The 13,600-nt window shown below is 44.7% G+C and carries 10 protein-coding genes; 1 reads left to right on the top strand and 9 read right to left on the bottom strand.

The window, feature by feature from the left end; translation table 11 throughout:
• The first annotated feature begins 35 nt into the window (after nt 1-35).
• The gene (locus tag BT112_RS07590; RefSeq protein WP_072316768.1) at nt 36-503 is read left to right on the top strand and encodes a CYTH domain-containing protein; all 468 of its coding nucleotides are present in this window, start codon (nt 36-38) and stop codon (nt 501-503) included.
• Nucleotides 504-628: 125 nt separating this feature from the next.
• Here the strand turns inward: BT112_RS07590 and BT112_RS07585 are convergent, their stop codons facing one another.
• From BT112_RS07585 to BT112_RS07545, 9 genes are all read right to left on the bottom strand, one after another.
• Nucleotides 629-1,225: a TetR/AcrR family transcriptional regulator gene (locus BT112_RS07585; RefSeq protein ID WP_072316912.1), complete on the bottom strand. Its 597-nt coding sequence runs from the start codon at nt 1,223-1,225 to the stop codon at nt 629-631.
• Between the two features lie 10 nt (nt 1,226-1,235).
• Entirely contained in the window at nt 1,236-2,639 is a 1,404-nt protein-coding gene (locus tag BT112_RS07580; RefSeq protein ID WP_072316767.1) for an efflux transporter outer membrane subunit, read from the bottom strand.
• Nucleotides 2,640-2,659: 20 nt separating this feature from the next.
• Entirely contained in the window at nt 2,660-5,809 is a 3,150-nt protein-coding gene (locus tag BT112_RS07575) for an efflux RND transporter permease subunit (RefSeq protein WP_072316766.1), read from the bottom strand.
• A 24-nt stretch (nt 5,810-5,833) separates the two neighbouring features.
• Entirely contained in the window at nt 5,834-6,970 is a 1,137-nt protein-coding gene (locus BT112_RS07570; RefSeq protein ID WP_072316765.1) for an efflux RND transporter periplasmic adaptor subunit, read from the bottom strand.
• Nucleotides 6,971-6,985: 15 nt separating this feature from the next.
• The gene (locus BT112_RS07565; protein ID WP_072316764.1) at nt 6,986-7,486 is read right to left on the bottom strand and encodes a GbsR/MarR family transcriptional regulator; all 501 of its coding nucleotides are present in this window, start codon (nt 7,484-7,486) and stop codon (nt 6,986-6,988) included.
• A 147-nt stretch (nt 7,487-7,633) separates the two neighbouring features.
• Nucleotides 7,634-8,767 (bottom strand): AEC family transporter, encoded by a 1,134-nt coding sequence (locus tag BT112_RS07560; RefSeq protein WP_072316763.1) that lies wholly within the window; start codon nt 8,765-8,767, stop codon nt 7,634-7,636.
• A gap of 18 nt (nt 8,768-8,785) precedes the next feature.
• Nucleotides 8,786-9,973 carry a pyridoxal phosphate-dependent aminotransferase gene (locus tag BT112_RS07555; protein WP_072316762.1) on the bottom strand — a complete coding sequence of 396 codons (1,188 nt, stop codon included), beginning with the start codon at nt 9,971-9,973 and terminating at the stop codon, nt 8,786-8,788.
• 151 nt (nt 9,974-10,124) lie between these two features.
• Complete coding sequence (gene pbpC, locus BT112_RS07550) at nt 10,125-12,521, bottom strand: penicillin-binding protein 1C (protein WP_072316761.1); 2,397 nt, start codon at nt 12,519-12,521, stop codon at nt 10,125-10,127.
• Between the two features lie 81 nt (nt 12,522-12,602).
• The gene (locus BT112_RS07545; RefSeq protein WP_072316760.1) at nt 12,603-13,547 is read right to left on the bottom strand and encodes a nicotinic acid mononucleotide adenyltransferase; all 945 of its coding nucleotides are present in this window, start codon (nt 13,545-13,547) and stop codon (nt 12,603-12,605) included.
• Between the last annotated feature and the right edge of the window lie 53 nt (nt 13,548-13,600).

Raw genomic sequence — 13,600 nt, 5'->3', positions numbered from 1 at the left:
TGACAAAGTTCCGAAACTTTGGTTAATAAATAGTCATGATAGAGACAGAACGGAAATTTTTGGTGCACTCTAACCGGTTCAAGGAAGAGGCGGCATCTGCAACACGTATCGTGCAGGGTTTTTTAAATACGGCCCCGGAACGTACCGTGAGGGTGCGTATAAAAGGTGAAAAAGGCTATCTTACGGTTAAGGGAAAGTCGGACAGTACAGGAATGTCCCGTTATGAATGGGAAAAGGAAATTTCCGTAACCGAGGCCGAAGAACTTTTACGGCTTTGCGAAAAGGGGGTGATCGAAAAAACAAGGTATGAGATCGTCTGCGGAAGACATGTTTTTGAGGTGGATGAATTCGAAGGTGAGAACAAGGGGTTGATCGTAGCGGAGATCGAACTGCTTACGGAAGAAGATGTGTTTGAAAGACCAGGCTGGCTCGGGGACGAAGTGACCGGGGATTCCCGGTATTACAATTCGCAACTCAGTAAAAAACCTTACACGTCCTGGTAACTCCGCACACGAAAAAAACCGTCAGACATTTGAAATGCAGCCTGACGGTTTTCTACAATTAACCATTTATTAAAAACGAAAAACAAAATTCTATACTTCGGGTATACCGGATAGCTCCCCCTTCTTCAAAGGGAGAATCCGTGTTTCCTGATATAATTCCCGGTCATTAATCCCCGGAGGTTATTGGTGATAAAGTGTTCCAAAAGCATTTCCCGGTCATATTCGTTCAGGAAGTTTCCGGAAAACAAAACATTTTCCATACGAAAGAGATGGAGTTTACAAAATAATTCCGGATTTACATCCTTACGCAAAATACCTTGTTGCTGTGCACTTTTTAAAAGTGGGAGCACTTTGCCAAATATGGTATTTTGTTTAAAGACCTGGTAACAGGTATAGGTCTCGGGATAATATTTTTGTAAACCGTGTAAAAACGTGGGGTTGAATGCCTGTAATTTGCCCATTCCCATACGGTAAAAGCTTACAATACAGCGTAGGGGGGTGTCTTTTTCCCTTTCTTCGATGTCGTTTAACTCCTGTTTGAACCTTTCCAGTAAGTACTGAAAACTGGCAAAAACCAGTTCTTGTTTGTTTTTGAAATGCTGATAGATCGTTTTTTTGGAAATACCGAGCTCGGCAGCCAGTTGATCCATAGTGTAATTATGGCTGCCGAACCGGGTAAAGTTGGTAATCGATAACTTTAAAAAATCTTCTTTAGTTATCATCTTTCCGATATTATTTCCATCCGCCCCCAAGTGCCTTGTACAGCGATATTACGGCATTGAGTTGTTCGTATCTGGAGTTGATATAATTCAGTTCCGAATTGAGCATTTGCTCTTTGGCCGTAAGGACCTCCAGGTAATTGATCATACCGTTGTTGAGCAGCTCTTCGGAATACTCGGTGGCCAGTGAATAGGCATCGAGTTCTTTCTTACGGATATCTATTTTTTCGGTTTCCGCTTCATAGGTGTATAGAGCATCCGAAACTTCTTTTCCCGCATTCAGAAGCGTCTTTTTAAATTCCAGCAAGGAGGACTCCTGCATGGCCTTTGAAGCTTCGTATTCAGACTTGATCTGTCTTCTGTTAAAGATAGGTTGTACAAGTCCTCCGGCTATTGTGGCAAACAGTGATCCGGAATCGAGCCATTTGTCGAATTCGACACTCTGGAACCCTCCTGTTGCGGTAAGCGTAAGGGAGGGGTAGAAGTTGCTTCGCGCCACATTGGTGAGTTCAAATGCATTGACAAGACCATATTCGGCGGCAACAACGTCCGGACGGTTTTGAAGCAATTGTGCCGGAACTCCGACTTTGAGTTCCGTATCGATACGTTGTCCTTCCAGGGAGCCTCTTTCGATAGGTCCCGGGTTTTCAGCCAGAAGTATACTCATGGTATTCTCCATGATTTTGATACTGGCTTTGAGGTCGACGAGCAATGCTTCGGCCGTATGAAGCTGGGCTTCGGTTTGTTTCACACCAACCTCGGTAACATTACCGGCTTCCTTCAGTGCTTTGGTGGTTTCCAGGCTGGACGCTCTGTTTGCGATAGTTTCTTCAGTGATTTTCAATTGCTCGTCAAGGGCCAGCAACTGATAATATGTAGAGGCTATAGAAGCTATGAGCTCGGTCTTGACGGCCTGGTGTGCAGCAACTGTTTGCAGGTATGAGGCCAGGAATGCCCTCCGGTTACTTCGTATTTTTCCCCAGATATCAGCTTCCCATGAGAGATTTCCGGTCAGCTGAAACTGATCGATATGGCCGCTGAAAAAGCCCCCGAACTGGCTGTTTTTGGATATAAACTGGCGACTTGCATCCACGCCAACGCTGAGGGTCGGGAGATAGCCTGCTTTACCCTGTTTCATATAAGCTTCGGCAGCTACGATCTGCTGTATGGCTATACGGACATCAAGGTTGTTTTCCAGTCCCGTCCTGATATACCCCTGTAAATAGGGGTCGGTAAAGAGCTCTTCCCAGGAAACATCTGCCATAGACAGGCTGTCCTGAGGTAGTTCGTCTGTGCGGTACCGGCCTTCGGCCTCCTGGACTTCCGGTCGTTCGTAAGTCTTGGCCACGAAGCAGGCCTGCATGAGAAATGCAAGTCCTGCTATCGCAGTTATTTTGAATATTCTTTTAGAGTTCATATTTTATGGTGTGGAGTTTGTTAGCTTTCTTTTGATTCTTCTGTTGTAGTAGTCACTACCGGTTTCTTGCTCACTTTTTCCTGTAACCATTGGAATGCTATAAAGAGTATGGGGATTACAAAGACCCCAAGAATGGTTCCGATAAGCATTCCTCCTGCAGCCCCGGTACCAATAGAGTTGTTTCCGACAGCTCCTACCCCCCCTGCAAGTGCCAAAGGCATCAATCCGAGAATAAAGGCAAAAGATGTCATCAGGATAGGGCGTAAACGGGCTTTAGCACCATGAATAGCTGCATCCACGAGAGATTCACCTCTTCTCCTTCTTTGTAATGCAAATTCAACGATAAGAATAGCGTTTTTAGCCAGCAGCCCGAGGAGCATGATCAGTGCAATCTGAAAGTAGATATTGTTTTCCAGACCTACCATTTTTGTCGTAAAATAAGCCCCGAACACTCCCAGAGGAAGTGAAAGAAGAACAGAGAAAGGTAAGAGGTAACTTTCGTATTGTGCAGAGAGTAGAAAGTAAACAAAGACAATACTCAAAATAAAGATCAATATGGTCTGGCTGCCTGCTCCTACTTCTTCACGGGTCAGACCGGAATAAGCAATGCTGTAATTAGAATCCAGCTTAGAGGCTTCTTCTCCTGAAATTCTGATACCGTCACCGGTACTGAACCCGGGATTAATGGCAGCATTTATTTTCGTAGAGTTGAAAAGATTAAAACGGGTAACAGACTGAGGGCCATACACTCTTTGCAGATTGACAAATTCTGTAATAGGAGCCATTCCGTCACTTGTTCTTACATAAAGTTGATTGAGTGCATCTTTATTGGCCCTGTCATCCGGTAATGATTGGATATATACCCTGTATTGTTTACCGAAACGGGCGAAGTCTGCGGAGTAAATCCCTCCTATATATCCTTGTAATGTTGAGAATATATCACTAATTGCAACTCCTTTGTCTTTGGCTAACGGTACATTCACTTCCATTTCATACTGTGGATAATTGGTACTGAAGGCCGTTTGCCCGTACTGTATTTCCGGATGTGACATCATCCCCATGATATATTCCTGAGTAGCCTTGTCAAGATCTTTAAAGCTCCCTCCCGATCTATCCAATAAATTTATTTCTACGCCGGCAGAGTTACCAAAACCTGGTACACTAGGCGGGGCAAAAAAGATGATATTGGCTCCTGGAATAGTGGCGGCTATTCCGAAAAGTTTGGCGGTGATCGCATCCGAAGAAAGTTCATCCGATGTTCTCTCTTCCCAGTTTTTAAGTTTGATAAAACCTAATGCGTTATTACTTCCTTGCCCACTGAGCATACCAAAACCGTTAATCATGGAGACGCCTTCTACTCCTGGTATGTCCTTGGCTTTTTCTGATAGCTGATTGGTAACTTCAGTCGTGCGGTCCAAAGATGATCCAGGAGGTAATTCGGCATTTACAAATACAATTCCACGGTCTTCATTAGGGATAAACCCTGAAGGAGTGGTGGCACTGGACCAAAGTATTCCGACAACGGAAGCTATGATAATAACCGGTGTAATCCATTTATGTTTAAACAGGAATCCGAGAGATCTTCCGTAGCGTTCTGTGGTTGCATTAAATCCTTTATTGAAAGCGTCATAAAATCGCTGTAAAAAAGTAGTGTTCTTTTTCTCTTCTTCTGTGTGCGTTTTCAGAAAAAGTGCACAGAGCGCCGGACTTAAGGTCAAAGCGTTTACCGCAGAAATCAATATGGATACAACCAGTGTTATACCGAACTGTTCGTAGAATACTCCTGTAGGTCCTTGTATAAATGTTACCGGAACAAACACTGCACACATTACGAGGGTAATTGAGATGATGGCACCAGAAATTTCATCCATGGCACCGATAGTGGCTTCTTTTGCACTATGTGCTTTACCTTCTTCTATTTTGGCATGTACAGCCTCTACTACTACGATAGCATCATCCACCACAATACCTATGGCAAGAACAAGTGCAAATAAGGTCAGTAGGTTAATCGAATAGCCAAAGACATTAAGAAAAAAGAAGGTTCCGATAATGGCCACCGGAACAGCAATAGCCGGTATCAATGTAGATCGTACATCCTGCAGAAAGAGAAATACCACGATAAATACAAGTATAAATGCTTCTACCAGTGTATGAATAACCTTGTCTATAGATGCTTCGAGAAAGTCATTGGTGTTATACGGAACATAAGGTTCTATACCTTCGGGAAAATCTGCTTCAAGTTCATCAAGCCGGTTTAGTATGGTTTCAATGATTTCCTGTGCATTAGATCCTTTGGTTTGGTATATGGCCATATTTACCGCAGGATAACCTTTGGTATTGGAATTTACCGAATACATTTGTCCGCTCAGCTCAACATCAGCAACATCTTTTAGACGGAGGTATTCCCCGTTACCTAAAGCTTTAATTACAATATCTTCGTATTGCTTCTCGGTTTTGAATCGTCCGCTGTATTTTATCACATAAGAAAAGGCTTCTCCGTTATTTTCTCCTAAGGATCCGGCAGCAGCTTCTAAGCTCTGCTCCCTAAGTGCCGCTGCAACGTCTGAAGGAATGAGGTTATATGCTGCAAGTTTGTCCGGTTTAAGCCATATCCTCATGGCATAATCGTTACTGGAAAAAACATTAACGTCCCCGACACCTGTTACCCTTTTGAATTCAGGTACAACATTTATACTCAGGTAGTTTTGAAGAAATGTTGCATCGTACTCTTCATTGGTGGAATAAAAGGACATAAACATCAAAGCACTTGTTTGTTGCTTTTGTGTGATTACTCCGGTCTGTACAACTTCCTGAGGCAATAAGGGGTTGGCTCTGGCCACCCTGTTCTGAACGTTTACCGCAGCGATATCAGCGTCCATTTCCTGATCGAAATAAACAGTAATTGTGGCAGTTCCCGAGTTGGTAGCTTCTGAGGTAATATAAGTCATGCCTTCCACACCGTTTACCTGTTCCTCTATAGGAATAACCACACTTTCCATAATGGTTTCGGCATTGGCTCCGGGATAAGTTGCTGTTACCTGAACGGTAGGGGGAGCAATATCAGGATATTGCTCCATGGGGAGGGTGAGGATACCCAGCACCCCAAGGATTACTATCAGGATTGAGATCACCGTAGATAAAACGGGGCGCTCTATAAATCTTCTTAACATATCGTATTTTTTAAACTTCTTCTTTTAGTTTCTGAATGATACTTTTATAGGCTTGGTCACACTGTCGTATGAAACCTCCTGAGGAGTAATCTCCATGTCCTCCTTCAACTTTCCTACGCCACTGGACACGATACGATCACCTGCCTTCAAACCAGATTCTACAACATACAGATTGTCTATATTGTCTTTTATCTGAAGTACAACAGTACTTATTTTACCTTGATCATCCACTTTAAAGGCAAGAATCTGACCTTGTCTTTCAAAGGTTGCAGCCTGGGGAATTACAGGATTGTCTTTATATGTACTGGGAATCATTATTTTACCACTGTTCCCGTTAGTGAGTAATTGGTCCGGATTGTCAAATACTGCACGGACACTGACTGTACCTGTAGCCTGATTTATTTGCCCGGTGATGGTTTGTATCTTTCCCTTATGCTTGTATAGAGTTCCGTTGGCGAGTTGCAGAATGACTTCGGGGAAGTTCTTGATTTTTTCCTGAAGACTTTTTCCTTCCGTGTTTTCTAAAAAGTTCAGATAGTCTTTCTCATTAAAGGAAAAATATGCATATACTTTACTAATATCAGAAACTGTGGTCATGGCCATCTGGTCGGCAGGACTTACGAGACTTCCTAAGCGGAAAGGAATAGCACCTACATATCCGTCCACTGGGCTTTTTACGGTAGCATAACCGATGTTGGCTGTGACACTGTTATAACTGCTTTTTGCCTGGGCAAGATTGGCCTTGGCTGTTTCGAGTTGAACTTCGCTAACAATTCCTTTCTCTACAAGAGGTTTTAATTTGTTTACTTCGACCTCCGCAACATTAATACTTGCTTTAGCTGCTTCTGCATCCTGGGATAAAGACTCTGTTTCCAGTTTGAATAGAGATTGTCCTTTTCTAACCTTTTGTCCTTCATCGACGAGGACTTCCTTGATATACCCAGAGACTTTTGCGCGTACACTGCTATTTACGATACCTTCTATACTTGCAGGAAAAACCTGATATCCGGTAACTTCCTTGTTTTGTATTTTTACTACAGGAAAAGGAAGAGATTGCTGATTTTGTTGTCCTTGTGACTGTTCTCCCCCATTACACCCCGTAAGGAGAGATAGAGTTCCGGCAATCGCCACCATGTATTTCAGAATAGTTTTTGTTCTCATGTCAGTTACTAATTATTATTGGTTTATGGTGTTTGAAATATTTTCTCTTAATCGGGTCAGGTTGTTTAGCATTTCTTCGGTGAATTTTATATAATGTTCGTTGAACATCAGCCCGACTTTATCAGGATCCTGACCACTGTTTTGCATGAACCTGGTTTTGTAGCAGTGTACTTTTTGTAATAAAGCTTTTTCCTTTTTCCATTGTTCTATTTTCTCATCAAGACGAACCAGCATCTGGTCGGGAGCTATTTTGAAATAGCGTTTCCGGTCTCCTGTTTTGGTAAAATACGTTATCTTTCCCTGGGTTTGCAGCAATTGTAAATTGGTAGAAACCGAACTTTTACTCGCCTCAAGCTTTTCCAGAAGTTCATCAAAAGTTACTCCGCCTTCACCCGTAAGAACCATAATAGAAAAAATTCGGGCGGATAAGGGGGAGAATGCCTCGTTTTTTTCGAAATAGACGCCCAGTTCTTCTACCAGATTACATTTTTCATGTTCTAAATCTTCGCACTTCATACGTATCCCAATATTGAAATTTCGGGCAAATATAGGTAAGTTCGTTTTATACCGAACTAAAAAGGAGTTAATTTATTGTTAAATACCGTTTACGGGGTTCTCCTGGCTCTGTGAATATTACGATTTTTTTATTTGTTTGAAATACAGTTATTTATTGTTGTTCGGTTTGTGTGCCGTGAATTTTTGAAATACGGGAGAAGGAAGTTTGAATCGGAACATAATGTGTCTGAACAGCGAGGGAATCCATCCTGTTATCAGCAGAAACACAGCCAGTCCGGTCAGGTGAACCGGTGAAGAAAAAAAAGGACCGCACGATAAGATGCCCAGTATCAGCAATGTGGATATAGGGAGTGAAAAAGCGAGTATAGCCAGGGCAAAATCGCTGTCAAAGGTTTTTTCCCTACCCGAATCGCGGATTTCTGCCTGACTTATCCCGGAGATATGAACGAATGGCCAGAAACTGCATGAGCTGAGTACAAAGGCAACGGCGAGCAGCACGTCTTCGGGAGAAACCCGGAACAACATACAGCCAAGCACTACAGGGAGCAGGCTTACCCCTGCACGGATAAACAGCAGGGAAAGAATAATCCGGAACTGGGCCTTTCTTATTTTTATGGCAAGCCCAATGAAAAGCAGGACGAGCGGAGTCATCATCGTACCGGTTCTCTCGATGACCTCCCGGATAGACATAGGGAATTCCCGGAGAGATATGCCAAACCCGATACAGCACACGGCCACCAGAATTACCATATTTACCGGTTCTTTGACAAGCACGGATAAAAGTTCTTTGATACGGGCTGTACCTTTACGTATGTTACCCGGGTTTTGCCGGTAGTACCATTGCATAGCCGTAATGTATAGCACAACAAGTACGAATATTTTATTCCCCAGGTCGGCCATGGCGGCTTTGGCCAGGAAGGTCTCTCCCAGGAATTCCGTGATGAACGGAAAACAGGAAAGTCCCGGGGCAAGGGAGGGGAGCAGTATTCTGGCAGTCCTTCCTGTTTGCGAGTCGCTACGCAGGCCCGAAAGCCTCAGGAGCATCGGGCCGATATAAAATATGATACCATTGAATGTGATGGCCAGCACGGGCAACAGCAGGAGTTTCGGATCGATATCTACCCGAAGCAGAGCGGCAAAGATCATGGAGGGCAGGGCCAGGTTCAGGATAATTTTCTTCAGTCCGTTGATTTCGTCGGGAGACCGGAACTTTTGTTTCATCAGCACCCCGATGCATATAAACAGGATGAAGGCCATGGTTTTCTGTAGGGCGATTTCCATAGGGCCGGACGGTGTTTTTTAGCGGATTATCTTATGTAGTGTTTCTGCAAAAAATTCCATTTCTTCGGGAGTTCCCATACTTACCCGGCACCAGTCTTTTTGCCAGAATTTAAACGCCCTGACCCCGACCATGTCTTCGTAGACCTTTTCGAGAAAGACGTCTCCCGCCATAGGGATCGGGAAAATGACAAAATTGGTCTGTGACGGAAGGTAAACGATATTTTTCTCATCCAGTACCTTACAGGTAAACTGTCGTGCAATTGAGATTTTTTCACGGCATTCCGAGAGAAATCCGTCGTCATCCATACTTGCCGAGGCAGCCAATACGGAAGGCCCTGTAATACCCATGCCTCCCCTGGTGATCTTATTGATGTCTTTTAACATATCTTCACGGCCGAGCATATATCCGATGCGCAGCCCTGCCATACCGTGAATTTTGGAGAAAGTGCGTGAGACGAAAACATTTTTACCTTCGGCGACTAATGGTGCCATACTGTCTTTCATGCCATTTGCCGATAGTTCCAGGTAGGCCTCATCGATAAATACCGGCACTTTTTCGGAAACACGTCTGCAGAAATCCATGAGTTTTTTCGCATTGGTGGTGGTGGCCGTAGGATTATTGGGATTGGTAATATATACCATCCGGGTCTCATCGTCTATTGCCGCTTCCATAGCGTCCAGATCGTGCTGGTTGTCTTCGGTAAGTTTTACAGCTTTCCACTTTCCTCCCATAGCCTCTGCCACATGTACAAGAGACATATAACACGGATCTCCGGTAACTATATGGCCTCCCTGCCCGAAACAGACCAGGGCTGTTTTTTCCAGCAGATCCGATGATCCGGGGCCCATCATAACATTTTCCGGTGGTACCTTTTCGCGGTCCGCAATTTTTTCAATAAGGGCATTCAGGCTGTTCCAGGAATAGTGATTTCCCCTGATCGCTGCCTTGCTGAAGGCTTCCGCAGCCTTTGGGGAAGGACCATAGGGGTTTTCGTTCCACATGAGCCTGGCTTTCAGTTTGTCGGGATCGGGAAGCAGGGGAGGTGTATATTCGTTAAAAGACTTGTTGTTGTACAGAAATTTGCATTTTGCTTCTGAAGAACGGGTAACGGTTTCGCTCCACATAAGTTGAGGCGCAAAAGATAATGCCCCTGCGGAAAGTAGTCCTCTTCTGAGCCATTCTCTTCGGTTATGGATTGTAGGCATGATGTTGATTATTTGTGAGTTAGCATATTGTTAAAGGTAGTAGGGAGGAGCCAGAAAAGCTATGAGAATTTAATAAAAATCACAGGACAACCTTGTGCAGCATGTAAAATTAAGCGCTGTTAATTAAATATTTGTGATCTTTTTTGTGCGCTTACCTTCGGATACGTATGTTGCGTTTAACCTCATTCCCGAATTCATCCATTACCGTAATCAGGTGCTCTCCTTCTTCCGGGGTGACTGCCATTTCGTGAAAGTTACGCGTTTGCCCGAGATATTTGCGGTCCATATACCAGAAGATGGTAGCTCCGGGTTTGGAATGGGCAATCTTTATGACCAGCGGGTTTACGTTACCCCCGAAGTTTTTGGGTAAGACTACCGTACGCCCGGCTTCGGGATAAATAAAGTCCATAACAGGAGACCCCTCCGTAAAACAATCTATCCGAAAAGGAGGGAGTGTCTTGTATGAGGTATGATTGTTTTTATAGTAATATTCCATGATAGGAGGGAGTGTAAACCAGGATTCGGTAACGATATGGTCTATCGTTTCACAGGACGTGTTTACCCTGTATTGCCGTTTCGGGTCGAGGTGAACGGTATGGTGATAAGGGCATGGGGCGGTTCGTTGTCCGGCCATAGGAATACGTATTGTTTTTTTGGGGCAGAGCGGAGTAGCAAGATGACCGCTGTGGGTGCACACTTCGGCCTCGGTCAGTTCGTCGAGAGGGGGTGCAAACGGAGCCGATGCGGGTAAGGCGTCGAAGACGGCGAAGAGCATCGGAGCAGCCGAGGTAACTCCCGTGAGCCCGGGTCTTCCTTCCCCATCGGCATTTCCGGCCCAGACCCCTACTACATAATCTTTCGTCACCCCGATGGCCCAGGCATCCCTGTTGCCGAAACTCGTCCCTGTTTTCCATGAAATTTTTCTGGAGGAATCGAAATATTGCCAGGCTTCGTTACCTTCGGGGCGATTTAATTCTTTCATGGCTTCGAAGGTGAGGTAAATACTCCCGGCATCGAAGAGGTTTTTTTCCCGCGACCGTTTTCCGAAATCCACCTTTTTCCCCGCAATCCATACAGGCTCGGTAAATTCTCCTGCATAATATTCACTGGATGTCCGGCCGAAATGATTTACGGTAGATGCCAGTGAGGCATAGGTTTTGCATAGGTCCCATAAATTACTTTCTGCTCCTCCGAGAATAAGGGTAAGTCCGTAATAGTCTGCGGGTTTGTTAATGTCTTTCAGGTGAAAGCCGGAAAGTTTATCCCTGAAACGTTCCAGTCCATATTCCTGTAACATCCGTACAAAAGGAATATTAAGTGACCTGGAAAGGGCATGGTCTGCTGCTACCGCACCGTCGTATCTGGGGTCAAAATTTTCCGGACTGTATCCGGAAATCTGGGTGGGAATATCCGGGATAAGTGTTTTGGGGAGCATTTCTCCGGCATCGAGCATAGCTGCATAGAGCAAGGGCTTCATGATGCTGCCCGTGCTTCGCGGAGCGTGTATGATGTCGACGTCCTTCTGATGGCGATGGTCCGTAGGCGTGTTGCCCGTATAAGCGAGAACTTCTCTGGTATGCACATCCATGACCAGAATGGCGGCGTTATACACTTCGTTTTGTTTTAGTACTTCGTAATGCTGTTTTACGATAGTATTTACCCGATGCTGGATACCCTGATCTATAGTGGTACGGATTCTTTTCCCGGAGTTTCGCCTGGAAGCATATTGTAAAAGATGAGGTGCTGTCCGTGGCAGCGGAAATGGTTTTTGCGGCAGCGCTTCGGCTATGGCCAGAGCATAGGTGGTGGAGTCGATAATATCTTCCCGGAAGAGCTTATGTAAAAGCCGGTCTCTTTTTTTTCGGAGAGTTTCCTGGTTTTTACCCGGGTATATAAGGGCGGGAGCATTGGGAAGAACAGCGAGGGTGGCACTTTCGGCCCAGGAGAGCTGATGAGGTTGTACCCCGAAGTAACGCCATGCGGCGACATCGAGCCCTACGACATTGCTGCCGTAAGGTGCATGGGAAGCGTACAGGCTGAGTATTTTTTTCTTGGAATGGCGCAACTCCAGCCTGGTCGCCAGAATAATCTCGAGTAGTTTTTCGGAATACGTTCTCTTTTTTCCTTTACGGGAAAGGCGTATAACCTGTTGGGTAAGTGTGCTGCCTCCCCGTACGACTCTTCCGGCTTTCAGGTTTTTTACAGTAGCCTTGACCATGGATACCGGGTTGAAACCCGGATGGTAATAAAAAAACTCATCCTCGAAATGCAGAATACACTGTTCGAACTTTTCCGGGATATTGTCGTTTTCCGGAAATCGCCACTGCCCGTCCCTTGCTATTCTGGCACCGAGCAAATCGCCGTCCCTGCTCTCTATCACCGTGGATGAAGGATCACTGAAGAGTGGATCTGGCAAACAGAAGGAGTAGGCAACCAACATCAGGGTAAGGATAGTCACTTTAAAAGGGTGCCGCTTTATGAATCGAAATATGGGATACAATGCACATCGGATTTTACAGGATGAAATTATTCTTTTTTCCCGAAACATACAGGCTTATCTGTTAAAAAAGAAACCGCTCCTTGCCGAATGAGCCAGGAGCGGTTTCTAAACTAAATAACCAACCAAAAATCAACTAACCTTTATTTTTCTGCTTTCGCTTTGTCTTTCTATGTGTATTGTTTTGTTTTCAATCTTTTTTCGTTCCCTCACCGGCGTTTCCGGTTTTTGTGCCGCATTGCTTTCGGCCTTCAGATATCGGATAAAATTCTTTCCGCTAAAGCGGTAAATACGCCCTGAACCGATGTGATACCATTCGATGGTTTTGTCATCTATAACGCTAAGTTCAAAACGTTCATTGTCCGGTGAATCATAATGTAATGTTAAAACTTTGAGGTAAGGATCCCCGGCTACATCAAACACTTCGTAATCTCCTGTGAAGTCCCATATAATGTTGTTTACAGCGGTTCCGGGGCGATCTCGGGAGGATAGGAATTCTCCCCCGGTGTCCGGAAGAAACCTGAGAAAATTTTCCTCGTCAAAAAGGTTGGGTTCTCCTTGAGGAGCCGTATATGTTTTTGCCCAGGCACCGTATTCCTGAAGAAAGTAATGGATATTGTCATAGAAAACCTTGTCGTAATCGAAATTGCTTCGTTGGTAGCCTGCCAGGAAATAGGATGTGTCGGTGTAGGGATTGTATAGTTCTATCTCGTTATCAGCAGTCTGATAGACTTCAAAGCCCCACGTGCCGTCCACATCGTGGTCTATGGTTAAGGCCTCGTTGAAAGCATCGTAATATCCTACATCGATACCAAAGCCGTTTCCGGTACTGCCGATACCAGCGAGATTATTGTTTGCATACAAGGTTCCCCCGCGAAAGGACAGGGTAAATGCATTTTGGAGAAAAGGAACCTTCCCTTTTCCTGTGGTACTGTGAATGTCCACATACCACAATTCGTATGATGAGATCAGTTCGCTGAGGGAGACAGGTTGGTCTTCATCATGGTCATGTACGGAACACGAGCTCGCTAATAACAGAACGAGTGCCGTACCCAGAAGTAATTTTATCTTTTTCATACTGTACATTTTTAAGTTGCTACTTTAGACTTTACCAATTCTTATGCCAGAAA

Source organism: Sinomicrobium oceani (assembly GCF_900119185.1).
GTDB classification, from domain to species: domain Bacteria; phylum Bacteroidota; class Bacteroidia; order Flavobacteriales; family Flavobacteriaceae; genus Sinomicrobium; species Sinomicrobium oceani.
Note: the sequence above shows the minus strand (reverse complement) of the source record. Positions and strands in the feature narration are given on the sequence as shown.

Coding starts and splice junctions, on each gene's coding strand:
- BT112_RS07590 (WP_072316768.1), top strand. CDS start 36: ATGATAGAGACAGAACGGAAATTTTTGGTGCACTCTAACCGGTTCAAG.
- BT112_RS07585 (WP_072316912.1), bottom strand. CDS start 1,225: ATGATAACTAAAGAAGATTTTTTAAAGTTATCGATTACCAACTTTACC.
- BT112_RS07580 (WP_072316767.1), bottom strand. CDS start 2,639: ATGAACTCTAAAAGAATATTCAAAATAACTGCGATAGCAGGACTTGCA.
- BT112_RS07575 (WP_072316766.1), bottom strand. CDS start 5,809: ATGTTAAGAAGATTTATAGAGCGCCCCGTTTTATCTACGGTGATCTCA.
- BT112_RS07570 (WP_072316765.1), bottom strand. CDS start 6,970: ATGAGAACAAAAACTATTCTGAAATACATGGTGGCGATTGCCGGAACT.
- BT112_RS07565 (WP_072316764.1), bottom strand. CDS start 7,486: ATGAAGTGCGAAGATTTAGAACATGAAAAATGTAATCTGGTAGAAGAA.
- BT112_RS07560 (WP_072316763.1), bottom strand. CDS start 8,767: ATGGAAATCGCCCTACAGAAAACCATGGCCTTCATCCTGTTTATATGC.
- BT112_RS07555 (WP_072316762.1), bottom strand. CDS start 9,973: ATGCCTACAATCCATAACCGAAGAGAATGGCTCAGAAGAGGACTACTT.
- pbpC (WP_072316761.1), bottom strand. CDS start 12,521: ATGTTTCGGGAAAAAAGAATAATTTCATCCTGTAAAATCCGATGTGCA.
- BT112_RS07545 (WP_072316760.1), bottom strand. CDS start 13,547: ATGAAAAAGATAAAATTACTTCTGGGTACGGCACTCGTTCTGTTATTA.